Origin of the sequence: Bacillus safensis FO-36b (assembly GCF_000691165.1) — a bacterium.
GTDB classification, from domain to species: domain Bacteria; phylum Bacillota; class Bacilli; order Bacillales; family Bacillaceae; genus Bacillus; species Bacillus safensis.
In genome coordinates this window covers 292,628-313,458 of the sequence record NZ_ASJD01000001.1, presented here as the reverse complement: position 1 = coordinate 313,458, position 20,831 = coordinate 292,628, and the positions used below count along the sequence as shown (strand labels likewise).

The 20,831-nt window shown below is 42.6% G+C and carries 22 protein-coding genes and 1 riboswitch; of the genes, 5 read left to right on the top strand and 17 right to left on the bottom strand.

From position 1 onward, the window contains the following. Window positions 1–43: 43 nt before the first annotated feature. Together secDF and BA81_RS01550 are read right to left on the bottom strand one after the other, a co-directional pair. Entirely contained in the window at window positions 44–2,272 is a 2,229-nt protein-coding gene (gene secDF, locus BA81_RS01555) for a protein translocase subunit SecDF (protein ID WP_034279892.1), read from the bottom strand. A 41-nt stretch (window positions 2,273–2,313) separates the two neighbouring features. Continuing rightward, the gene (locus BA81_RS01550; protein WP_003216788.1) at window positions 2,314–2,610 is read right to left on the bottom strand and encodes a post-transcriptional regulator; all 297 of its coding nucleotides are present in this window, start codon (window positions 2,608–2,610) and stop codon (window positions 2,314–2,316) included. 116 nt (window positions 2,611–2,726) lie between these two features. Here BA81_RS01550 and spoVB point away from each other — a divergent pair, with 116 nt between their 5' ends. After that, entirely contained in the window at window positions 2,727–4,277 is a 1,551-nt protein-coding gene (spoVB, locus tag BA81_RS01545; protein WP_034279890.1) for a stage V sporulation protein B, read from the top strand. Between the two features lies 1 nt (window position 4,278). Here the strand turns inward: spoVB and BA81_RS01540 are convergent, their stop codons facing one another. Further along, complete coding sequence (locus tag BA81_RS01540) at window positions 4,279–4,941, bottom strand: DUF421 domain-containing protein (RefSeq protein WP_034279889.1); 663 nt, start codon at window positions 4,939–4,941, stop codon at window positions 4,279–4,281. A gap of 152 nt (window positions 4,942–5,093) precedes the next feature. Here BA81_RS01540 and BA81_RS01535 point away from each other — a divergent pair, with 152 nt between their 5' ends. After that, window positions 5,094–5,471 carry a TIGR04086 family membrane protein gene (locus tag BA81_RS01535; protein WP_034279887.1) on the top strand — a complete coding sequence of 126 codons (378 nt, stop codon included), beginning with the start codon at window positions 5,094–5,096 and terminating at the stop codon, window positions 5,469–5,471. Between the two features lie 49 nt (window positions 5,472–5,520). Here the strand turns inward: BA81_RS01535 and yajC are convergent, their stop codons facing one another. The 7 genes from yajC to BA81_RS01500 all read right to left on the bottom strand — a co-directional run bounded on the left by yajC (window position 5,521) and on the right by BA81_RS01500 (window position 10,538). Next, a complete protein-coding gene (yajC, locus tag BA81_RS01530; protein ID WP_008360993.1) occupies window positions 5,521–5,787 on the bottom strand; it encodes a preprotein translocase subunit YajC in 267 nt (88 codons plus the stop codon). 47 nt (window positions 5,788–5,834) lie between these two features. Beyond that, window positions 5,835–6,980, bottom strand: coding sequence for a tRNA guanosine(34) transglycosylase Tgt (tgt, locus tag BA81_RS01525; protein ID WP_024423141.1), 1,146 nt, complete (start codon window positions 6,978–6,980; stop codon window positions 5,835–5,837). A 31-nt stretch (window positions 6,981–7,011) separates the two neighbouring features. Further along, the gene (gene queA, locus BA81_RS01520; RefSeq protein WP_034279883.1) at window positions 7,012–8,040 is read right to left on the bottom strand and encodes a tRNA preQ1(34) S-adenosylmethionine ribosyltransferase-isomerase QueA; all 1,029 of its coding nucleotides are present in this window, start codon (window positions 8,038–8,040) and stop codon (window positions 7,012–7,014) included. 34 nt (window positions 8,041–8,074) lie between these two features. Then, window positions 8,075–8,275 (bottom strand): DUF2905 domain-containing protein, encoded by a 201-nt coding sequence (locus BA81_RS01515; RefSeq protein ID WP_012010741.1) that lies wholly within the window; start codon window positions 8,273–8,275, stop codon window positions 8,075–8,077. Next, window positions 8,268–9,272: a Holliday junction branch migration DNA helicase RuvB gene (ruvB, locus tag BA81_RS01510; RefSeq protein WP_024423143.1), complete on the bottom strand. Its 1,005-nt coding sequence runs from the start codon at window positions 9,270–9,272 to the stop codon at window positions 8,268–8,270. The genes BA81_RS01515 and ruvB overlap by 8 nt, the downstream gene beginning before the upstream one ends. Window positions 9,273–9,283: 11 nt before the next feature. Next, window positions 9,284–9,889, bottom strand: a complete 606-nt coding sequence (gene ruvA / locus BA81_RS01505) for a Holliday junction branch migration protein RuvA (protein WP_024423144.1) — start codon at window positions 9,887–9,889, stop codon at window positions 9,284–9,286. A gap of 148 nt (window positions 9,890–10,037) precedes the next feature. Next, window positions 10,038–10,538, bottom strand: coding sequence for an intercompartmental signaling factor BofC (locus BA81_RS01500; protein ID WP_046312308.1), 501 nt, complete (start codon window positions 10,536–10,538; stop codon window positions 10,038–10,040). Window positions 10,539–10,777: 239 nt separating this feature from the next. Between BA81_RS01500 and BA81_RS01495 the strand changes: the two genes are divergently transcribed. Next, entirely contained in the window at window positions 10,778–11,422 is a 645-nt protein-coding gene (locus BA81_RS01495; protein ID WP_034279877.1) for a serine/threonine protein kinase, read from the top strand. Window positions 11,423–11,646: 224 nt separating this feature from the next. Here BA81_RS01495 and BA81_RS01490 read toward each other — a convergent pair whose 3' ends face one another. Next, on the bottom strand, window positions 11,647–11,829 hold the full coding sequence (locus BA81_RS01490; protein ID WP_008342761.1) for a hypothetical protein: 183 nt from the start codon (window positions 11,827–11,829) through the stop codon (window positions 11,647–11,649). Between the two features lie 192 nt (window positions 11,830–12,021). Here BA81_RS01490 and BA81_RS19680 point away from each other — a divergent pair, with 192 nt between their 5' ends. Then, a complete protein-coding gene (locus BA81_RS19680; RefSeq protein ID WP_169737546.1) occupies window positions 12,022–12,165 on the top strand; it encodes a hypothetical protein in 144 nt (47 codons plus the stop codon). 36 nt (window positions 12,166–12,201) lie between these two features. Here BA81_RS19680 and thiC read toward each other — a convergent pair whose 3' ends face one another. Next, complete coding sequence (gene thiC / locus BA81_RS01485; RefSeq protein ID WP_034279875.1) at window positions 12,202–13,962, bottom strand: phosphomethylpyrimidine synthase ThiC; 1,761 nt, start codon at window positions 13,960–13,962, stop codon at window positions 12,202–12,204. Between the two features lie 126 nt (window positions 13,963–14,088). Next, a riboswitch (TPP riboswitch) is annotated at window positions 14,089–14,197 on the bottom strand. 235 nt (window positions 14,198–14,432) lie between these two features. On the opposite strand from thiC, the gene BA81_RS01480 reads away from it, so the two are divergent. Further along, window positions 14,433–15,065: a LysE family translocator gene (locus BA81_RS01480; RefSeq protein WP_034279872.1), complete on the top strand. Its 633-nt coding sequence runs from the start codon at window positions 14,433–14,435 to the stop codon at window positions 15,063–15,065. A gap of 45 nt (window positions 15,066–15,110) precedes the next feature. On the opposite strand, the gene BA81_RS01475 is transcribed toward BA81_RS01480, so the two are convergent. From BA81_RS01475 to nadB, 5 genes are all read right to left on the bottom strand, one after another. Next, window positions 15,111–15,728 carry a YhcN/YlaJ family sporulation lipoprotein gene (locus BA81_RS01475; RefSeq protein ID WP_034279869.1) on the bottom strand — a complete coding sequence of 206 codons (618 nt, stop codon included), beginning with the start codon at window positions 15,726–15,728 and terminating at the stop codon, window positions 15,111–15,113. A 133-nt stretch (window positions 15,729–15,861) separates the two neighbouring features. Continuing rightward, window positions 15,862–17,148, bottom strand: a complete 1,287-nt coding sequence (gene safA, locus BA81_RS20020) for a SafA/ExsA family spore coat assembly protein (protein WP_034279865.1) — start codon at window positions 17,146–17,148, stop codon at window positions 15,862–15,864. 131 nt (window positions 17,149–17,279) lie between these two features. Beyond that, window positions 17,280–18,389 (bottom strand): quinolinate synthase NadA, encoded by a 1,110-nt coding sequence (gene nadA / locus BA81_RS01465; RefSeq protein ID WP_034279863.1) that lies wholly within the window; start codon window positions 18,387–18,389, stop codon window positions 17,280–17,282. Continuing rightward, window positions 18,376–19,239, bottom strand: a complete 864-nt coding sequence (gene nadC, locus BA81_RS01460) for a carboxylating nicotinate-nucleotide diphosphorylase (RefSeq protein ID WP_034279860.1) — start codon at window positions 19,237–19,239, stop codon at window positions 18,376–18,378. The genes nadA and nadC overlap by 14 nt, the downstream gene beginning before the upstream one ends. Continuing rightward, window positions 19,221–20,795 (bottom strand): L-aspartate oxidase, encoded by a 1,575-nt coding sequence (gene nadB / locus BA81_RS01455; protein ID WP_034279858.1) that lies wholly within the window; start codon window positions 20,793–20,795, stop codon window positions 19,221–19,223. The genes nadC and nadB overlap by 19 nt, the downstream gene beginning before the upstream one ends. Between the last annotated feature and the right edge of the window lie 36 nt (window positions 20,796–20,831).

Here is a 20,831-nt window from a genome sequence, read left to right as displayed (position 1 = left end):
AAATCGATAGAAAAAGACTGCCGAAAAAGGCAGTCTTTCTAGATTAAATATCTTGATCTGTATCAATCTTAGCTGGTTTTTTCAGCTCACGGCCTTTCCACATCAGCCAAATTTGTGCCGCGATATAAAGGGATGAGTACACCCCTGTTAATAAGCCGACAAGTAAGGCGATGGAGAAGTTTGTAATCGACGCTGATCCGAAGATAAGCAGTGCGACAACAACGACAAGTACAGTCAGCACCGTGTTGACAGATCGCGTAAAGGTTTGCTGTAAGCTTAAGTTCACAATGTACGATAGATCTTCAATGGTTTTCGGTTTACGTTTCTTCATTTGCTCACGAACCCTGTCGAAGGTAACGATCGTGTCGTTGATCGAGTACCCAATGACCGTGAGGATCGCGGCAATGAAGGTGACATCCACCTCTAAGCGCGTAATACTAAAGAAGGCGACAATAAAGAATGCATCGTACAGCAGTGAGATAATCGCCGCAATCGCCATCTTATACTCAAAACGGACGGATACATATAAAATGATCCCAATGGAAGCAATGATGACGGCATATAGCGCATTACGGGCAAGTTCTTTACCGACAGTCGGTGATACTGTACTTACGTTCGGCTCAGTGCCGTATTTATCTTTGAAGTAATCCTTCACTTCAGCGATTTTTTCTTTGTTCGGCACCCCGACAAATCGAGCAGCTGCCTGATTTTCTTTTTGCCCCGACAGCACAACACTGTCTGCTTCAAGACCAAGCTTTTTAAAGTCTTGCTCTACTTGTGCAGTTGTCAGCTTGTGATCGCTTTGAACATCAATTCTCGTTCCACTAGCAAAGTCAATACCAGCATTGAGCTTGAAGATCGAAAGGACGATGATTCCCGCAATAGTAACAGCTATGGAGAAAATCATAAAGCCTTTACGTTTGCTGACGAAATCCCATTTATCAAATGGCGTTTTCGGTTCGGTATTTTCTGTAGTTTCGTGGATACTCATGATGTCTTTTTTGCGGACACCAAACCAGCCTTTTTTGCGGTCGAGCGCACGGCTTTCTACAAGCAGTCCAAGAAGGAATCTTGATAGGAATACAGCCGTGATAAAGCTTGTTAAAATCGAGAGGATGAGCATTGTTGCAAATCCTTTTACAGAGCTTGTCCCGAAGAAGAACAGCACTCCGCCGGCAATAATACTTGTTAAGTTTGCATCAAAGATGGTCGCAAATGATCTGCGGTTCCCTGACCTGAAAGCAGAACGGACAGATTTGCCGAGCTTCAGCTCTTCTTTGATCCGCTCATAAGTAATAATGTTGGCATCAACAGCCATCCCTACCCCTAGAATAAGTGCGGCAATTCCAGGCAGTGTCATGACCGCGCCCATCCAGTCAAACACTTGCAGCGTAATGTAGATATAGGCTGAGAGTGTGATGACAGCTATAAGACCAGGTAATCGGTAATAAAGCAGCATGAATAAGAAGATAAATGCGATTCCTACAATTCCTGCGAACACTGTTTCGTTCAGTGCTTGTTCACCAAACTGTGCACTCACAGATGTGGAATATTTTTCTGTTAATTTTACTGGCAATGCCCCGGCATTTAAAATACTTGCGAGGTCTTTTGCCTCTTGGACAGTAAATTTCCCTTCAATTTGTACGTCACTGCTGTTAATCTCTTGATTCACATTTGGTGCAGATACATACTTGTGGTTTGATTTTGAGACTTCTTTTTTGAAGGAATCTCCTTTGTGATAATCAAGCCAAATGACAAGCTGGTTATTCGGCGCCATCGCTGCTACTTTTCTTGTGACGTCACCAAATTTTTTCGCATCCTTTAGTTTAACCGTCACAATTGGCTCATTCGTTTGACTGAATGTTTGTTTTGCACTGTTTTCGACTAGGTCAGCCCCGTTAAGAAGTTCTTTATCATTCGTATCTCTGAAGGATAGCTGTGCTTCAGTGGAAAGAATCTCCCTAGCTCTGTTTTGATCTTTTACCCCTGCAAGCTGCACACGGATACGATTATTGCCTTCAATCGAGATGTTCGGCTCACTTACACCTAGCACATTGGCTCTTCGGTTAAGAGCTTCCACTGTACTAACGAGAACACTATTTGTGATCTTGTCCTCTTTTTTCACTGGATGTACATCATACAGGACTTCAAATCCACCCTGTAAATCCAGCCCTAGCGTCATATCTTTCGCAACAGGCTTTGTCAGTAAGCCCACGCCAGTTCCGATTAACAGAACCACTAAGAAAAACGCAAGAATGCGCCCTTTTTTCATTATGTATTTCCTCCTTAAACACCTGAATCCATTAAGATGGCTTATTTCAACAGTTCATCAAGCATATTCTTGCCATCTTCACTGTCCAAAAAAGCAGACGTTTTAAACGACTGAACGGTTGCATAGTTCATAAATTCGCCTATTTTCACAGATAAAATATCTGCAACCATTTCATGAATCGGATACTCTTGTTTTTTCTTCCACTTCTTATTCTCTAAGTATGACCATAATTCCTCTAAATCTACATCTTTATAGCCCAAAACGATGAATTCTTCAAGCTTACTGAACAGAAAAGGCTTTAAATGGTCTTTGTATATAGCAGCTGGGTGTTGTGTCATTGCGTAGCTCCCCCTTTTCAGTTTTTTATCGAGAGACTTGTCATGCTTGGACGATATACACGCATATCTTATTGTATATGATTCTATGTCGTTTGAGAAGGCAGGTGATCTGTGATTTGACGAAGCAAACGTTTTTAAAGGGGACCATTATTTTAATTTTAGCAGGTTTTATCACGAGAATATTGGGTTTTGTCAATCGAATTGTCATTGCGAGGTTCATTGGCGAAGAAGGGGTCGGGCTTTATATGATGGCTGCACCTACCTTTTTTCTCGCCGTGACGCTCACACAATTCGGACTGCCTGTCGCCATTAGTAAGCTTGTCGCAGAAGCAGAAGCCCGGGGTGACAAACAGAAAACAAAACGTATTCTGGTCATGTCCCTTGCGATAACAGGAACACTCAGCCTGATATTCACTCCGCTCTTTTTATGGTTTGCGCCCATCATGGCAGAAAATATGCTGACTGATCCTAGAACGGTCTATCCACTGCTTGCCATTACACCCGTCGTACCAGTCATCGCCATTTCCAGTGTGTTAAGAGGCTATTTCCAGGGCAGACAGCAGATGAGCCCGCTTGCGATGTCTCAAGTTCTGGAGCAGGTCGCAAGAATTTCATTAGTGGCAGTATGTACAACGGCTTTCCTTCCTTACGGGATTGAATTTGCGGCAGCAGGTGCGATGATTTCATCTGTGATTGGAGAGATGATTTCACTTGCTTACTTACTGATCGCCTTCCGCTATAAAAAGACGATTCGTATTCGAAAACGATTTTTTAAGGCGATTCATGACGGGAAGGACACGTTTAAACAGCTGATGAGCATTGCCCTGCCAACAACAGGCAGCCGTTTTATCGGGAATATTTCGTGGTTTTTAGAGCCGATTGTTGTCGCGCAAAGTCTTGCCATTGCTGGTTATGCAGCTGTAGAGGCGACAAGGCAGTACGGGGAGTTGACTGGTCTTGCCTTGACCCTTTTGACACTGCCTAGTTTTATTACGTATTCACTCTCCACTGCATTAGTTCCGGCGATCAGTGAAGGAATGGAGCAGAACAAACGTAAAACGGTCGAATACCGGCTGAAGCAGGCGATGCGCCTTTGTTTACTCAGCGGAGGCATTTCATGTATTATTCTTTTCGTTTACGCAGAAGATTTAACGCTCTTTATGTATGGTTCATCGCACGCGGCCATTTATGTGAAATTCATGGCGCCATTTTTCCTTCTTTATTATTTTCAAGGGCCCCTTCAAGCCGTGCTTCAAGCACTCAATTTAGCTGGTGCGGCGATGACCAACAGCCTGATAGGTGCAATTGTGAAAACAGGGATGATTTTTGTCCTTGCTTCCCAGCCTGGCTTTGGCATTATGGGCGCAGCACTTGCGATCTTAATCGGCATCATCCTTGTCACGCTGCTCCATGCGGCAACTGTCGGAAAGGTGCTGCCTATTCATTTACCATTAAAGGAATATGGACTATGCGTCCTTGTGATTATCGGTACAGGGGCTGTCAGCCTCTGGCTGAAATCTCAAGTAGACGGACTCTTTTCTGCTCCTATTGAACTTGTGACGCTCATTTTTGTTACGTGCACGCTCTATGTCATTCTATTAATCTGCCTAGGGCTAGTGAAACGAGAAGAGCTGCGCCGCATCCCGTTCATTGGGAAGCTGTTTTAGCTCATCTCTTTTTGATCACTTCATCTTTCAAATCAATATAAAATGTTTTTTGATTAAAGCTGCAGTAAGAGATTTGATCGATATCATGATAGCCTCTTTTAGCAAGCTCATCTTTCAGCCACTGTTCATTTTGATTGATTTGCTTAAGGTGGTCATGCTGCACGACACCGTCCGCAACAAGTGGAAGCTCAAGCGCTGCATGTTTGCGCTTGTTTTCTTTTTCGACAACGGCGAGCTTTCCAGACGGCTCTAAAATGGCGTAAGAGACATCCTGAATGCTGTCGATGTTATTTTCTCTTAATTGAATGAGAAGGTCATCAAAATTGTATCGCTGTTTTCTCATTGCACCCTCGTCTATTTTCCCATTGATGATGAGCAGGGCCGGTTTGCCGTCAAGAAAGCGCCGGACGCCTTGGAATTTCAGTGAGAGGTAAGCAAGTGTGATTTGAATGAAGGTTAACAGCAGGATTGGCCATACCGTATGTAACATGTGATCCTCTACTTCTTCTATGGCGAGAACCGCAATTTCTGCGATCATCATAAAAATGACTAAATCTAAAATGCTCAGCTCGCCAATTTCCCTTTTGCCCATTAAGCGAAATATAAACCAAATAAGAAAATATAAAATGATGGTTCTCATGGAAATGATCAAGATATCCTGCATGTGATGTAAACCCTCCTTCTCCAACATAGCTTGTGTCAAAACACTTTATTTATGTAGAAAAGAAACGTCTGAAACATGTCTATTTTTTCTTCACTGTGAATACATTTTAGTAAAAGACAAGCTTCGTTCAATTGGAGAGGAGACGAATCTACATGCAGGAAACGAAACATATTGGAAAAGGCATTTTATCCGGCTTAATTGCCATTTTTGTCGTGATGGTTGTCACAAGTTTACTTGTGTCGCTCATGCTTACATTCACAAGTATGCAGGAAACATCATTTAAATGGATGATTATGATTTTGTCCTTTGCTGCCCTTTTATTAGGAGGCATCATTTCTGGAGGGAAAGCAAAGGAGCGTGGCTGGCTGATTGGTGCGGTCACGTCTATCATTTTTTCCCTCACTGTATTTCTATTTCAATATTTGGGATTTGGAAAAACGTTTTCACCAGAGCAGTTTATCTATCATGGAGCATTTTTAGGCATTTGTATGCTGGGGGGAATGATTGGCGTCAATCTTCGAGGCAAATAAAAAAAGAGCGGTTATATCGCTCTTTTTTTTATGGCTATGTATCAGAGGATTAGCCTTTGTCAGCTAATTCTCTAATAGCACGACGATCGAAAGTTAAACGGTTGTTTTCGCTTGTTTTGATGACCACTTTTGATTCATCAATTGAGTCGATTTCACCGTGTAAACCACCGATTGTGACGATTTTATCGCCTTTTGATAAAGATTGCTGCATCTGACGCACAGCTTTCTGTTGCTTTTGCTGTGGACGGATTAACAAGAAGTAAAGCACAGCAAACATGACAACAATCATAATGATTGAACCCATACCACCATCCATTCTATTTCACCCCTTTCTAAAGCATTGTAAAGCCTTTCGTTTATGCGTTAAAAGTTTTTCGCATTCGGTTTGTTAAAGCCGTAACGCTCAAAAAACTCTTCTTTAAAATCACCTAAACGATCCTCACGGATAGCTTCTCTCACTTGCTCCATTAATTTTAACAGAAAATGAAGATTATGATAAGTTGTTAATCGAATTCCGAACGTTTCATTTGTTCTGATGAGATGTCTAATATAGGCACGTGTATAGTTTTTACATGTATAGCAGTCACAGTTTTCATCGATTGGTCTAAAGTCACGCTCATATTTTGCATTTTTCACAACAAGACGGCCTTCACTTGTCATCAAGGTGCCGTTTCTTGCAATTCGCGTCGGCAGTACGCAGTCAAACATATCTACACCGCGAATGGCGCCGTCAATTAAGGAGTCTGGTGAGCCGACACCCATTAGGTACCTCGGCTTGTCTGCCGGTAAAAATGGTGTTGTGAACTCTAGTACACGATTCATCACATCTTTTGGTTCCCCTACAGATAAGCCTCCGATGGCGTAACCTGGGAAATCAAGTGAAACAAGGTCTTTTGCACTTTGTTTACGAAGCTCTTCGTATTCTCCGCCTTGGACAATCCCAAACAGCCCTTGATCTTCAGGACGCTGGTGCGCTGTTAGACAGCGCTCTGCCCATCTGCTTGTCCGCTCCACAGAACGTTTCATATAATCGTACTCTGCAGGATACGGCGGGCATTCATCAAATGCCATCATAATATCAGAGCCAAGTGCATTTTGGATGTCCATGGCTTTTTCAGGAGATAGGAACAGCTTGTCTCCGTTTAAATGATTACGGAAGTGAACGCCTTCTTCTTCAATTTTTCTAAATTCACTCAATGAAAAAACTTGGAATCCGCCTGAATCTGTTAGGATTGCTCGATCCCAGTTCATAAATTTGTGCAGACCGCCTGCTTCCTTTACGATATCGTGACCTGGACGGAGCCATAGGTGGTACGTATTGCTTAAGATGATGCCTGCATCCATAGCCTTTAATTCTTCAGGCGCCATTGTTTTGACTGTAGCCAGTGTACCTACTGGCATAAATACAGGTGTTTCAAAGGAGCCGTGCGGTGTATGAACGCGGCCAAGACGTGCACCTGTCTGTTTGCATGATTTAATGAACTCATAACGTATCGGTAATTGCGACAAAAATGAGCCCTCCTGTCTTTGTTGTATGATGTTATTGAATCAGCATGGCATCGCCAAAGCTGAAGAATCGGTATTCCTCTTTAACAGCCTCATTGTACGCTTTAAGTACGTGCTCTCGTCCAGCTAATGCGCTGACAAGCATAATTAACGAGGATTTTGGCAGATGGAAATTCGTGATCATGCCGTCAATTGCCTTGAATGTGTAGCCAGGGTAAATAAAGATCGACGTCCAGCCGCTTGAGGCTTTGAACTCACCATCATGTGCACTTGCAATGGTTTCAAGCGTTCTTGTTGACGTTGTGCCGACTGAAATAATCCGCCCGCCTTCCTTGCGAATGCGGTTAAGCTCATCAGCTGTTTCTTCATTCATTTCATAAAACTCTGCGTGCATTTCGTGTTCTTCAATACGTTCTGCACTTACCGGACGAAATGTGCCAAGCCCTACGTGCAGCGTAATGAAAGCAATGTGTACACCTTTCGCTTTCAGCGCATCCAGCAGCTCGGTTGTAAAGTGGAGACCGGCAGTTGGCGCAGCAGCGGAGCCAACCTCTTTTGAATAAACGGTTTGATAGCGTTCACGGTCGTCAAGCTGCTCTTTAATATATGGAGGCAGCGGCATTTCACCAAGGGATTCAAGCACTTCATAAAAAATGCCTGTATATTGAAACTCGACTTTTCTTCCGCCATGTTCCATTTCCTCTGTGCATACTGCTTTGAGCCGTCCATCACCAAACGTGATAACCGTCCCTTTTTTCACCCGTTTGGCTGGTTTGACAAGTGTTTCCCAGTTGTCTCCCTCTTCTTGTTTCAATAGAAGCAGCTCTACTTTGGCACCTGTATCCTCTTTCATACCAAACAGACGTGCAGGCAGAACGCGCGTATTGTTTAGAACGAGACAATCACCCTTTTGAAAATAATTGATGATTTGTGAGAATGTATCATGTGTAATCGCACCCGTTTGTTTGTTTAAGACCATCAGTCTTGATGCATCTCTTTTTTCAAGCGGTACTTGTGCAATCAATCTTTCTGGTAAATCAAAATCAAATAGTTCTAGCTTCATTTCCTTCACCTATTCTGTAGTTAACTAGTTAACGTTATTTCATCCGTCCAAAGATATTAAGTAATATGGTTAGTACGATGCTAATGACAATGCATGTAATGACAGGAAAAAAGAACGTTACATTTCCTTTTTTCACAAAAATATCACCTGGAAGCTTACCAACCAATTGAAATACTAATCCTGCGGCAAAAAGGACACCACCTAAAATCATTAATATTTTAGGGAATTCAGTCACGAATCGGAACCTCCATTTGAAAATGTTCATACGCTTCTCTTGTGACGACCCGCCCTCTTGGTGTTCTTTGCAGGAAACCAATTTGCAGTAAGTACGGTTCGTACACATCTTCAATCGTATGTGATTCTTCTCCAATTGTCGCTGAGATCGTATCAAGCCCAACAGGACCGCCTCTAAATTTTTCGATCATACTTAAAAGCAGCTTATGGTCTATATGATCAAGGCCAAGCCTGTCGACTTGAAGACGCTCTAGGGCATCTTCCGCAATATCCTGCGTAATGGCATGATTCCCAAGCACCTGCGCAAAATCTCTTACTCTTCTGAGCAAACGATTGGCAACCCTCGGTGTTCCCCGGGAACGTCTCGCAATCTCTTCAGCAGAGCGAATATCGATCCCAATCTCAAACAGCTCGGCTGTTCTTGCCACAATGTGAGCCAAATCTCTTTGTTCATAGTATTCCAATCTTGCATGTACCCCAAACCTATCACGAAGCGGCGCTGTTAACAGCCCGACACGGGTTGTTGCACCTACAAGCGTAAATGGCGGTAAATCAAGCCGTACAGAGCGTGCTGTATCTCCTTTTCCAATGACAATATCTAAACAAAAGTCCTCCATTGCTGGGTACAGCACTTCTTCAATTGAGCGCTGCAAGCGGTGAATTTCATCAATAAACAATACATCACCTGGCTCAAGAGATGTTAAGATGGCCGCCAAATCACCAGGACGTTCAATCGCTGGTCCTGACGTTGTACGCAGCTGAACATTCATTTCATTGGCAATGATCGACGCAAGCGTTGTTTTCCCAAGTCCAGGAGGTCCATATAAAAGGACGTGATCAAGCGTTTCCTGCCTCATGCGGGCAGCTTCAATAAATACGCTGAGGTTATCCTTTACTTTTTGCTGACCGATATATTGGCTAAGTGTCTGTGGCCGCAGACTTTGCTCAATGGCTGATTCATGGTTGTCTGCTTCAGTTGAGACGAGCCGTTCATCCATGAGACATCACCCTATTTCAACATTTTTTGTAAAGCTTTTTTCACATATTGATCGGTTGTGAGATTCTTTTCTTCTTTTAATAATGGAAGAACCTTTTTGATTTCACGATCACCGTATCCAAGGACACTTAAGGCTTCAAGCGCTTCATCTAATGCAGTTTGCTGCGTTTCGACCTGAATGTGGTCCTCGTGATTAAATAAGTTGCCAATCATCTCTGGCACCACATCTGCAAGTTTGCCTTTTAGATCCAGAATGATTTGGCGTGCTGTTTTTTTGCCCACACCAGGGAATTTAATCAGGAACGCTTCATCTTCACGTTCTATCGCTGAAATGACAGCGCCAGGATCCCCGGAAGCAAGAATGGCGAGTGCGCCCTTTGGCCCAATTCCTGTGACATTTAACAGTTTTGTGAACAGCGCTTTTTCTTCTCGTGTTTGAAAACCGTATAACGAAAAGGCGTCTTCCTTTATGTAATGATACGTATAAATCGTTTCTTGTTTATTTACTCGATAGATAAACGGGTTTGGGGTATAGACTTGATATCCCACTCCGCCGTTTTCAATGACAACATATTGCGGGCACACATAATCAATGGTCCCTTTTACAAACTCTATCACCGTTTTCACCTCTTTGACTGTTCTTCATTGTAACATAAATCGAAGAGAAAACCGCAATAAAAGTTAACATACGTTCGCTCAGTACATTTTTATGATGAAACCACGAAAAACAGCTTGCGGCCTTCACACCAGCAAGCTGTTACACGCTTTAAAACGATACTTCATTTCGATAAGGCTTCATGACTTCAAGCACATGCTCAAATTCATCCTTTGTTCGAAAAGGAATGCCTTGCTCAAGCTGCTTTTCCACATGACTTTCTAAACGGGACGTATCAATTTGAAAAAAGAGATGAATAGGCTCCGCCCAGCCGTCAGGCCTTCCATGAAACGTAGAAATCACACCGTCCTCTGATAATCCGATATATCCATTTGCTTTACTTAATGGAGAGATATCATCAATTTGCTTTCTAAAAAGGGCAAAATCCTCTTTTTGTTCTACGAGCGTCCAGCCTTTATACTGCGCCCAGAATGTGTCTTTGTCTTCTAATGATGCCCGGTGTCTTTCAATACTCACATCGCCGTCTAGATAGACTTTTTCAAGCTGGACGGTAATAGAGTTTGACTGCTTTTGCAAGTGTTCTTTCCCTTCCATATCCGCAGCAAAAAAAAGCACACTTGTCATGATAAGTCCTGTAACGAAACATTTCATCTTCACTTTCACTATTTACACCTCTTTAGAACATGAGATCGATGCATGACATATGTAGTTTGACCCATTTTTCTAAACATTAACCAAATCGATCATTCAAATGTATGGTAAGAGTCTTTCGTTGTATCCTTCATTCGTAAATGTTATGTTTTATACAATCCATTGCTTTATCGAATGACACGGTTTTTTCATCATTCGTTTTTCAGCCGCATAAACTGAAACCAAAGAAGGTGAAGTCAATGTCAGATGTCAAAAGATTAGCCGAATCGATTCAATATCATGAAGAGAAACGTTTTCATAAGCTTGCCTATAAACCGGCAGAGCTTGAACTGTGCGGCAAAGGAAGAAGTGCCTATGTCTTTTTATACAAAAAAGACGGCAAGAAAATGGCACTAAAAGTTTTTTTCCCTTCTTATCAGCATATTGCCCGCAAAGAGGCTGCCATTTACGAAAAACTTTCTGGTTCGTCTTACTACCCTGAGATTTATGAGTCTGGGGATCAGTATATTTTAATGGAATATATTAAAGGCTACACATTCTATGAATGCCTTACAAAAGGAATTCCTATTAAAAAACAAATGATTGAACAAGTCGATGATGCGCTGGAGGAAGCGCGCGAGAAAGGATTGAATCCTTCTGATATTCATCTGCGCAATTTGATCTTAACAAAAGAAGGACGGATCAGGGTCATTGACGTTGCCAGATTCACGCAAACGAAAGCATGTCATCAATGGGATGATTTAAAAGCCGCTTATGCCTATTACCAAAAACCTTTTTTCCCTAAAAAAGCACCGCGTCTGTGGCTTGAAGTCATTGCATATTTGTATAAAAAGAACTGGCTGTCCCGCGGGCAGCTTAATAATCGAAATGATTTTTCTGCATAATGAAAGCCGCTCTCTTTTGAGCGGCTCAGATTGTTGACAAAGGGCTAAAATGATCTTGATTTTAGCCCTTTCTTTTCAGCGTGATAGAAAACCTTTGCAGTCTAGGAAGGACGAGTACCGGAGCGGAGCGAATTGGACATTCGTGAGCACCGGCACGCAGAACTGACAACGAATGCGAGGGTTTGTCTACACGCTGAGCCGCTCTCTTTGAGCGGCTTTCTGCGTTATTCTGTTTCTACATGGATACTATTGACGTTTAATAGGTTAATGATTTCATTATTCAGCTTAAACCAATGATTGGCTTCTTCAATTTTTTTATACACATCATAGGTAGCTGGACGTTTGAGCTCGAAATCAAGCACTTCCCCATTGTTCATATGAAATGTTACCTTAAATACTTTCATCATAAAGATCACCTTCCACTCTTCTTGTTCGCTGGTCAAATAGATCAGCTCTTTTCATTCATTCTCTATTCAACTCGTTTCCCCTCTTTGTTTCCATTCAAACCCAAGAAGTTTAAATTTTGTTTAAATTCACACAACATATCTATCTCTCAGATCTGCAAAGAAGTATATTGATTAAAAAGGAGGCTGTCCTTAATGAAGCAGAAAAAGAAACGAACATCTCCCGAAAAACAAACAGTCTTTTTTCATTTAACAGATGCTCTCATTCCAAGTGTGGACATGATGTATGCAGCAAAGGCATTTTTTCACCTTTTAAGAAAAGCCTTCTCAGCCGTTTGATAAAACCCCGCACAGCATGCGTGCGAGGTTCTTTTTTTAGGGCTGATAAATTTGACTTCCCTGACTGACAAACTCCTTCGCCTTCTTTTCCATCTCTCTTTTCACTTCTTCAGATTGATTGCGGATATCATGAGAAATTTTCATACTGCAAAACTTCGGTCCGCACATCGAGCAAAAGTGAGCGGTCTTAGCGCCTTCGGCAGGCAATGTTTCATCATGGAACGCCAAGGCTCTTTCTGGATCAAGTGACAGGTTGAATTGGTCCCGCCATCTAAATTCAAACCTCGCTTTCGATAAAGCATCATCGCGCTTTTGAGCAGCAGGATGTCCTTTTGCTAGATCAGCGGCATGTGCGGCAATTTTATAGGCGATCACGCCTTCTCTCACATCTTCTTTGTTCGGCAGACCTAAATGCTCTTTTGGTGTTACATAGCACAGCATGGCTGTTCCGTACCAGCCGATCATGGCCGCACCGATTGCGGATGTAATGTGATCATACCCCGGCGCGATATCTGTTGTAAGAGGCCCTAACGTATAAAATGGTGCTTCCTTGCAAATGTCCATTTGCTTGTCCACATTCTCTTTGATTTTATCCATTGGGACATGTCCGGGCCCTTCAATCATCACCTGCACATCATGTTTCCAAGCGATCTCTGTTAATTCACCTAACGTTTCCAGCTCTGCAAACTGCGCCTCATCATTCGCATCAGCAATCGAGCCTGGTCTAAGTCCATCTCCAAGTGAAAAGGCGATATCATATTTTTTCATAATTTCACAAATGTCTTCGAAGTGAGTGTAGAGGAAATTCTCTTGATGATGAGCAAGACACCATCTTGCCATAATTGCACCGCCTCTTGAAACAATTCCAGTCACCCGATCGACTGTAAGCGGAATATATCTTAACAGCACGCCCGCATGAATTGTGAAATAATCTACACCTTGTTCTGCTTGTTCAATTAATGTGTCCCTGTACACGTCCCACGTCAAATCTTCTGCGACTCCATTCACTTTTTCAAGGGCCTGATAGATAGGAACGGTTCCTACTGGGACTGGGCAATTCCGAATGATCCATTCTCTCGTTGTATGAATATCCTTTCCAGTAGACAGATCCATCATTGTATCTGCCCCCCATCTGATCGCCCATGTCATTTTTTCAACCTCTTCATCAATGGATGACGTGACAGCTGAATTACCAATATTCGCATTGATTTTGACATGAAAATTCCTTCCGATAATCATTGGTTCACTTTCTGGATGGTTAATATTCGAAGGAATGACGGCTCTTCCGCTCGCTACTTCCTCTCTAACGAACTCAGGGCTTAGCTCTTCTCTTATTGCGATAAACTCCATTTCAGGCGTAATGATGCCTTTTTTGGCATAATGCATTTGCGTCACGCGCGCTCCTTGTTTCGCGCGGAGCGGCTTATGATGAAAATCAGTTTGGACAGAATGGAAGGACTCCTTCTCCCTTGAACGATATCCGTTATCTTCCGGTTTTACATGACGCCCTTCATAGCTTTCTGTATCTCCTCTTTCTTCAATCCATGCTGCCCTAAGACGCTTTAATCCCTTTGTGACGTCAATATGAACGTTCTCATCAGTGTACGGTCCACTCGTATCGTATACACGGACTGGTTCATTTTTTATGCCGCCCGCCTCTGTCACAGTATGTGAGAGCGCAATCTCTCTTTTCGGCACTAAGATATCGGGCCTTGATCCTTTCTCATACACCTTTCGGCTGCCGTCAAAGCTGGATAATAATGATTGGTTGGATGGGACACTTTTCTTTTCCTTCATTTGCTGTTCTCTCCTTTTCTTCTTGTCACCGGACAGGATGGAATCAGCACCAGCAAAAAACCAGGCTCTATTGAAAGAACCTGGTTTCGTCGTCAGAAATAAACATGCATATCATTGATAGGATACATGCATCATCTTCAACTTCCCCACGCTGGTACGAGCCAGATCAGGTCCAAAGGGTTAAGAAGCTTATGCTACTCTCTCAGCCCATTTACGGGCACCCCTAGTCACTTTTATTGATTTCCACATCAGTGTAGCATAGAGACATCATGAAAAAAAGAGAATTCAGGAAAATAGTTCCTTTCCCCTACAAGCTTTATGGATTATATTGATATACAGATTTCTATACATGATCTGTCTCTCTCATTTCAATTAAATCTGAAATAATCGTTGATCCTTTTCTCCTATTATGTATAATTAATCTAAACGGAGAATTTTTATACAATTTATTCAAAGGAAGTTCTAGTCGATTGCAAACATTTCTCACATTTATCGTCGTAGGATTCTCAATTGCTCTGCCTGTTGGAGCAATCACGGTTGAAATGACAAAACAGGGACTCAAAAACGGATTCTTTCATGGTTTAACTGTCGGAGCAGGCGGTATGACCATAGACTTATTACTTATCTTGACTTTATATGCTGGATTTGCTCAGTTTTTATCTCTGCCGTTTGTTCAAATCCCGCTCTGGCTGATCGGAGCTGTATTTTTAATGATTCTCGCATACGACTCCATTAAACACGCGGATCAAGATATCCATTTAGCAGGAGAAAAGGTCAATAAATCATTCGCAAAAACATATCGAAACGGCTTGCTCGTGGCGGTATCTCCTGGAAATCTTGTGTTCTGGGTTTCTGTTTTTGGTGCTGTACTTGCGGATGCGTATACAAAAACAGATTCATCTGAATTTATGCTGGCTGCCGGCGGTATCTTGGCAGGGATTTTCCTTCATGACATCGGTCTTCTCACACTTGTATCGTTAACAAGAAAAGTGATGAATCGGACGATGATCAAGTGGACATCCATTATTGCTGGTATTTTATTACTAGGGTTTGGCTGTTATTTCTTTTACGAATTTTATATAGGCATCAAGGTTTATTTTTAAGAAAAGGCTAAAGTTCGTGATGAACTTTAGCCTTTTTGTGTCAAACTATCGGGTCATGCCTGTTTGGCCTGTTTCAAATTGCGTTCTTCTCATGTCTCTAAAGCGAGTGAATGCACCTTCATCTTTTATGACTTGGACTGCTCTTCCATCCGCATAACGAGTCGCTGCTTCTTCTACTTGTGATACGCCTTCTGACGTCAGGCGGCCATCTGATTTAATGGCAATATACACATTCTCATCCGTCACCATGACTTGAGAGTCTGCCACGTGATTCATTTTATTGACGCGGTTGGCAATTTTTCTTGAACGCTGAATGTTCTCTTGTTTATCATAGCCTGAGAACGACATTTGGTTATGATAATTCATATCTCCATGACTGTAGCGTCCATCTCCACCTGTGAGAGGCATTCGATCATCCGTTTGAGGACGTGTACGGTAATCAACATTTGTTGTATTTCTCCCGTTCATTCCCTCCATAAGTTCAGAAACTGGTCCTTGATGATCTTGGTTGTTGTCTTCCGCTCGTTGATTTGAATGATAACCAACCGGCTGGCCTGATTGATTATGACGTGTATCGACACCTGCGTTATTATTTGCACCACATGCCGTTAAACCAATAGGAAGAAGCACTAATGCGATTGTTTTTTGCCATTTTTGTCTCAAACGAAAAACCCCCTGTACAAATTCAATCTCATGAGCGCGAAACAGGCTCTGTTTTAGCATGTACAGTTAGGAAAAAAATCAAGCTGTCAGTTATAAACAAAAAAAGGAACGATTGAGATCGTTCCTTCTGTCATTAATCTTCTTCCTCTTCCTCCGGCCTTGCAAAAACGGATTGACCTGGATATGGCTGCATATAAGGCTGAGCTGGATAAGCCCCCATTTGGCCATAAGGAACAGGATTCGGATCATGTCCTGGCCAAGGCTGATGATGCTTCATGCCATCATCACATCCGCAGTCTCCCTTTCCATATGCTGGATTTGAAACATTTGGATAAAATCCTTGATTTGCGTTGGCATTTGCGTTGGCGTTTGAATGCATATGGTGATGCCAGTGATGTCCGTCGTTTGCATGGTGCTCATGATTCTCTCCGTAGTAAGCTGGCGCTTGATACGCAGGATAATACGGATGAGCCGGGTATGGATATGGCATCATATGATGATGATAATATGGCTGGATTGGATAACATAGGCCTGATCCCGGTAAAATTGGCGATGCCGGCACCATTTGCTGCGGATATGGATACATCGCCGGCATGTAATGACCATAACCAAAATAAGGATCATATGGTTCATGATGATGGTGCTGATGATGATGCTCGTTATTTTCAGCCACTCCCCCTACCGCTGCCCCTCCCATATTTGGCATTTGCGGGAAGTTAGGAAGGTTCGGATAATTGCCATGCTCCATGTCTTTTCCCTCCTCTTTTTGATGCGGAATATGAATAAACGGATCATACCCCTTCGCCACTTCTTCTTTTAGATGACCTTTATTTTCATGATGAAAATGGTCCTTGTTATCTTTATGTTCCTTATTTTCATGATGAAAATGATCCTTGTGGTCTATATGTTCCTTATTTTCATGATGAAAATGATCCTTGTTATCTTTATGGTCTTTATTTTCGTGATGAAAATTTTCCTTGTGATCCTTTTTGTGATGAACGTGATCTTTTTTCTCATGATGATCTTTTTTGGGAGGAGGCGTGAATGGCTGGTAGAGATTGGTCTGATAATAGTTCACATCGACTTGCGGAAAAACTGGCTGCTCGATCTTTGGCACTGGCGGTACATATGGTACCGGTTCATTTGGCTTTTCCTTCGGTTTCGTATCTTGCACTTGCACAACATCTTTTGGCTTTTCTTTCACATACGGATGTTCTTTCGTTTTTGGCATTTCTTTTGCTTTGTGATGATCTGTTTTCACAGGAACACCACTAGATGGAATTTTAATCTTCATACCCGGCATGATCAAATCAGGATTACTGAGCTGTGAATTTAGTTTTTTCAATTCTTGAAAGTCGACTCCGTATTTCTTTGAAATTTTCCAAAGGGAGTCTCCTTTTTGCACAATATGAATTTTCAACGTTTTCCCCTCCTATGCAAAACGTGAACGTAACGGTTATGTCAGAAGTACAATATGTTTCAACATAAATTTATGCCTATTTACAAGCCGATATGATAAAAACTTGTTTTCTGATAGGAGGGGCTGATTCATTATTTAATGGTGAGCATTTTCTTGAGTGCAAGCAATGCGTCTTTCGTGATGTCTTCATTGACCTGTATCAACCCGGCCGGCTGACCCTTCTCAATGCTTTCAAGTGACCATAACAAATGAGGCAGATCAATCCGGTTCATAGTCAAACATGGACACATATCTGGGTTAAGGGATTCAATTTGTTTATCTGGGTGCTGCGCTATGATCCGTTTGACTAAATTCATCTCTGTTCCAATCGCCCATTTGCTTCCTGCTGGTGCCTGTTTGATCGTATCAATAATAAATTTCGTTGAACCTGCTAGGTCAGAAGCCCTTACGACCTCATGCGTGCATTCAGGATGGACAAGAATTTGAATGTCACGATCTTTTTTTCTCATTTCTTCTATATTCTGAACGGTAAACTTCTCGTGTACGGAGCAATGGCCTTTCCATAAAATCATCTTAATACGAGAAAGCGGCTGATCGGTGATGAGCTTTTCTTCTATCTGATCCCACACAGCCATTTCTTCTAGCGGAATACCTAAATCAAAAGCCGTATTACGCCCTAGATGCTGATCAGGGAGAAACAGAATCCGCTCTTTTTGTGTCAGTGCCCACTCGAGTACTTTTTTAGCGTTTGACGAAGTAACAGTCGCCCCGCCATGCTTGCCGACAAATGCTTTAATATCTGCTGTTGAATTGACGTACGTAAGCGGAAGTATTGTATCCCCAAACAGATCAGTGAGCTGCTCCCATGCTCTGTCTGTTTGTTTCATGTTCGCCATATCTGCCATTGAACAGCCCGCCCTCATATCTGGCAAAACGACGCTTTGATTCTTGTTTGACAGCATATCTGCCGTTTCTGCCATAAAGTGAACACCGCAGAACACAATGTATTCAGCCTCGTGATTGTCGGCAGCTATTTGTGCCAGCTGCAATGAATCTCCTGTGGCATCTGCAAATTCGATGACCTCATCCTTTTGATAATGGTGGCCCGGTATAAAAAGCTTTGAACCAAAAGCCCGCTTAATTTCTAACACTCGCTGCTTCATCTCATCATCAGAGCGGTGTTTATATTCATCTGGCATCATGACTGCATGTTGATTGGCTAATACATTAAGCATGGACATGAGTTGTTCCCCCTTTATGACTGAATTCCATATTCATACTAAAATCAAATGCTGGGGCTGAATGAGTCAGAAAACCAAGTGAAATAAGATCGACTCCTGTCCCCCTGTAGCTTGGCAATGTCTCTAAGGTGATTCCCCCTGAAGCCTCTGTCAGAATGGACTCTGGCGTCATTTGTTTAAAACGTTTTACCTCGTCCGGAGAGCAGTTATCAAACATGATAACATCCGCTTTTGCTTCAATGGCTTCCATTAGCTGCGTTTCTGATTCAATTTCCACTTCAATTTTCACCATATGACCGGCATATGCTCTTGCTTTCTCTACAGCTTCACGGATAGAACCGCATGCGGCAATATGATTATCTTTAATCATCACCCCATCCGATAAGCCAAAGCGATGATTCTTACCACCGCCTGTCTTTACTGCGTATTTTTCTAACATACGCAAGCCGGGTGTCGTTTTTCTCGTATCACAAATCGTAATAGACGGGTCACCTAATCGCTGCACCGCCTCATGTGTTAAGGTGGCAATACCTGTCATTCGCTGCAATAGATTTAAAATGACCCTCTCTCCCTTTAATAAGCCGTTGACTGGGCCCTTTATTTTCGCCAGTACAGCGCCTGAATGAATCCAATCACCTTCTTGAAAAAACAGCTCAGTTTGAATCTGTTCATTCAACAGGCGGTACCCTGTATCAATCAGTTGTGACCCTGCCAATACACCAGATTGTTTCGCAATGATAAGAGCTGTTCCTTTCTTGTCTCCAAAGATGGCATCTGCTGATACATCTCCAAAGCCAATATCTTCTGTGAAAAAATGAGTGAGCATTTGTTTTAACTGTAAACGTTCCATTTGGCACCGATCCTTTCATTTTTCATAATGTGAATGTGGCCTTTTTCATGAACAATCTGCCTGCCCCGCCACAACGCATCACTCCGCTCTGGATAATCCATTCGATAATGGCCGCCTCTGCTTTCTGTACGAAGTAATGCAGATTTAGCAAGGCAAACCGCTAATGCCCATTGATTGCTTAATTCGATCTGTTCATTTGTGATATCCTTCACATTAATTTGCTGAAAATTGACATGTTGCAACGAATGAAGCAAAGTCTGCAAGCCTTTTTCATCTCTCACAATGGCCGCAAATGTAGTCATCCATTGTCTCAGCTGAGCTGTTGAAATCATTGGGACCATCCATATTTCTCGAATAGAAAAAGGTGGACTTGTTTCTTTCAGTTTAGGGAGCTGTTCAATTTTTTGTGCCGCTTTGCTGCCTAACACGAGACCTTCCAGAAGAGAATTACTCGCCAATCGATTCGCACCGTGTAAGCCAGTGCAGGCCGCTTCTCCAATGGCAAATAGCGCTGGAACAGTCGTTTCTCCATATTCATTCACGCTGATACCGCCCATTAAAAAGTGCATACCTGGGGAAATTGGCAGCCTGCCGCTTGCCATATCGACGCCTGCGCGCTCGCACATCTGAGCTATGGCCGGAAAACGAGCTGAAAAATGCGGAATATCATGGATGTTAAGATACAATTGATGACCTAATTGCTGCTCATGAAAAATCGCTCTAGCGACCACATCTCTAGGTGCTAAATCAGCTTGCGGGTGAATATCTTTCATGATCCGCCTGCCTGTTTCATCTTCTAAATAAGCTCCCTCTCCCCGTACTGCCTCTGAAATGAGACCAGCTGCTTTTCCCGCGATTGTTAAAAGAGTAGGATGGAATTGAACAAATTCGAGATCCACTAATTGCGCCCCGGCTCGATAGGCCATCATCAGTCCGTCTCCTGTTACAGAAGGATCATTTGTGTTTGTCTCATATAAGGAGCCGCAGCCGCCAGTTGATAAAACAACGGCATCTGCGGTCATCGTATGTACGTGTCCTTTCTCGTCTTTCCATACAACACCCGTACATGTCCCTTCATGAATCAATAGATCAATGACATGATGATATTCGTATAAATGAATATGTGAGCCAAGCTGACTTTTTAGAAACTGAACAAGGGTTTTGCCTGATTGATCTCCTCCCGCGTGCAAGATGCGATGAGTGGTATGTGCTCCCTCTTTGCCTAATTGCGGCTCTCCCGCCTCATCTTGATCAAATGGACAGCCTTCTGCTACGAGCTGCTCCACAAGATGTTTTCCAAGTTTCACGATTTCTTGTACAATTCTTTCATCATTGTGGTCACAGCCGGCAGCTAGTGTATCCTGCACATGCTGCTGAACTGAATCATGTGCTGAAAAGGCAGCAGCGATTCCTCCTTGTGCCAGCATGGAATTACTAGATGAACATTGTTTTTTTGTCATCATGATGACCTGGCAGCTTTTCGAAATGGTTTTTGCAAAGGAAAGCGCTGCAATGCCTGATCCCACCACAATGACTTTTTTGATTGATGACACCATCGCCCCTCCTGTCATTTACACCTGTCTTGACACATA

Excerpts from the sequence above, each read along its gene's own strand:
- ruvB (WP_024423143.1), bottom strand. The coding sequence starts at position 9,272 with ATGGATGAACGGCTCGTCTCAACTGAAGCAGACAACCATGAATCAGCC.
- BA81_RS19680 (WP_169737546.1), top strand. The coding sequence starts at position 12,022 with ATGAAGCAGAAAAAGAAACGAACATCTCCCGAAAAACAAACAGTCTTT.
- secDF (WP_034279892.1), bottom strand. The coding sequence starts at position 2,272 with ATGAAAAAAGGGCGCATTCTTGCGTTTTTCTTAGTGGTTCTGTTAATC.
- nadC (WP_034279860.1), bottom strand. The coding sequence starts at position 19,239 with ATGGAACGTTTACAGTTAAAACAAATGCTCACTCATTTTTTCACAGAA.
- BA81_RS01535 (WP_034279887.1), top strand. The coding sequence starts at position 5,094 with ATGCAGGAAACGAAACATATTGGAAAAGGCATTTTATCCGGCTTAATT.
- nadA (WP_034279863.1), bottom strand. The coding sequence starts at position 18,389 with ATGTCCATGCTTAATGTATTAGCCAATCAACATGCAGTCATGATGCCA.
- nadB (WP_034279858.1), bottom strand. The coding sequence starts at position 20,795 with ATGGTGTCATCAATCAAAAAAGTCATTGTGGTGGGATCAGGCATTGCA.
- BA81_RS01540 (WP_034279889.1), bottom strand. The coding sequence starts at position 4,941 with ATGCAGGATATCTTGATCATTTCCATGAGAACCATCATTTTATATTTT.
- BA81_RS01500 (WP_046312308.1), bottom strand. The coding sequence starts at position 10,538 with ATGAAATGTTTCGTTACAGGACTTATCATGACAAGTGTGCTTTTTTTT.
- BA81_RS01495 (WP_034279877.1), top strand. The coding sequence starts at position 10,778 with ATGTCAGATGTCAAAAGATTAGCCGAATCGATTCAATATCATGAAGAG.
- BA81_RS01550 (WP_003216788.1), bottom strand. The coding sequence starts at position 2,610 with ATGACACAACACCCAGCTGCTATATACAAAGACCATTTAAAGCCTTTT.
- BA81_RS01490 (WP_008342761.1), bottom strand. The coding sequence starts at position 11,829 with ATGATGAAAGTATTTAAGGTAACATTTCATATGAACAATGGGGAAGTG.
- queA (WP_034279883.1), bottom strand. The coding sequence starts at position 8,040 with ATGAAGCTAGAACTATTTGATTTTGATTTACCAGAAAGATTGATTGCA.
- thiC (WP_034279875.1), bottom strand. The coding sequence starts at position 13,962 with ATGAAGGAAAAGAAAAGTGTCCCATCCAACCAATCATTATTATCCAGC.
- yajC (WP_008360993.1), bottom strand. The coding sequence starts at position 5,787 with ATGGATGGTGGTATGGGTTCAATCATTATGATTGTTGTCATGTTTGCT.